We start from the raw sequence: 1,721 nt of genomic DNA on the forward strand, positions 1-1,721 counted from the left end.
ATCAGGTGGCGGGCCAGCTGGTTGGCGCGGCCGTTCAGCTCGCGGTACGTCAGGCTCTGCCCGTCACCGGCCAGCGCCACCGCATCCGGTGTGCGCGCGGCCTGCCGGGCGACGAGCTCGTGCACGGGGACGTCCGGCAGCTCGGTCGCCGTGCCGTTCCACTCCACCAGCACCCGCTCGCGTTCCGTCGCGCTGATGATCTCGACGTCACCTATGTGCTGGTCGGGCGCGCTGGCCATGGCCTCCAGGACGCGGACGAATCGCTCCGCGATGCTCTGCGCCGAGGTGCGCTCGAAAAGCTGAGTGCTGAAGTCCAGCGCGGCCTCGATGCCCCTGGGCCGTCGGTCGCTGTCGAACGACTCGGCGAACGCGAAGGACAGGTCGAACTTCGAGTTCGTGCGCTGCACCGTTTGCGGTGACACCTGCAGGCCCGGAAGCTCGGTGATGTCGCTCAACGCACCCTGGTGGTCCGTGTTGTTGAGAGTCAGCAACACCTGGAAGAGGGGGTGGTGGGCCAGCGTGCGGGCGGGGTTGAGGACCTCGACGAGGCGCTCGAAGGGGAGGTCCTGGTGCGTGTAGGCGGTGAGGTCCGTGGCGCGGACTCGTTCGAGGAGTTCACGGAAGGTGGGGTCGCCGCCGGTGTCGGTGCGCAGGACGAGGGTGTTGAGGAAGAAGCCGATCAGCTGGTCGGTGGCGTCGTCGGTGCGTCCGGCGACCGGGGTGCCGATGGGAATGTCCTGGCCGGCACCGAGCCGGGTGAGCAGTGCGGCGAGAGCCGTCTGGAGCACCATGAACGGGCTGGAGTGCGTCGTCGTCGCCAGCTCGGTCAGCCGCTCGTGCAGCTCCGCCGGTATCTCGAAGGCGACGCGGTCGCCCTGGTAGTCGGCGACGGCGGGGCGGGGGCGGTCGGTGGGCAGGTCGAGTTGTTCGGGGAGGCTGGTGAGGGTGTCCTTCCAGTGGGCGAGCTGTCGTCCGGCGAGGGTGTCGGGGTCGGTGTCGTCGCCGAGGAGGTCGTGCTGCCAGAGTGCGTAGTCGGCGTACTGGACGGGCAGGGGCGCCCAGTCGGGGGCGTGGCCCTGCAACCGTGCGGTGTAGGCGGCGGTGAGGTCCTGGGCGAGCGGGCCGCGCGACCAGGCGTCACTGGCGATGTGATGGACCAGAAGGATGAGTACGTGGTCCTCCGCCGACACACGCAACAGCCACGTAGCCACCGGCAGTTCGGACTCGATGTCGAAGCGGTGCGCCACCACCTCGGCCAGCTTGTCGCCTACCTCCGCGTCGGTCACGTCGACGACCGCGAACGGTGCCTCGGCGATGTTCGCCGGCAACACGACCTGGTGGGAGCCCTGCTCGTCCTCGGCGAAGACCGTGCGCAGGCTTTCGTGCCGGGCGACGACGTCGTTCACTGCCTCACGCAGGGCCTTGGTGTCGAGAGCCCCGGTGAGACGCAACGCGGTGACGGTGTTGTAGGTCGGGCTCGGCCCCTCCAACCGGTGCAGGAACCAGAGGCGTTGCTGGGCGAACGAGAGTGGAATCCGCTCCGGCCGCGGACCTGCGGTCAGCTGCGGCCGGGCGGCGTGCTCAGCACTTTCCAGCGAGGCTGCCAGTTCGACGACCGTAGGTGCTTCGAAGAGTTGGCGGATGGTGAGTTCGGTGGCGAGGGTGGAGCGGATGCGGCTGACGAGTCGGGTGGCGAGGAGGGAGTGGCCGCCGAGGTCGAA

The 1,721-nt window shown here is 69.3% G+C and carries 1 protein-coding gene; it reads right to left on the reverse strand.

The features are described 5' to 3' along the window. A partial coding sequence (locus ACIP5W_RS35710) for a condensation domain-containing protein (RefSeq protein ID WP_401482247.1) occupies nucleotides 1-1,721 on the reverse strand: 1,721 nt, incomplete at both ends.

Source organism: Streptomyces sp. NPDC088766 (genome assembly GCF_044750845.1).
Lineage (GTDB): Bacteria > Actinomycetota > Actinomycetes > Streptomycetales > Streptomycetaceae > Streptomyces.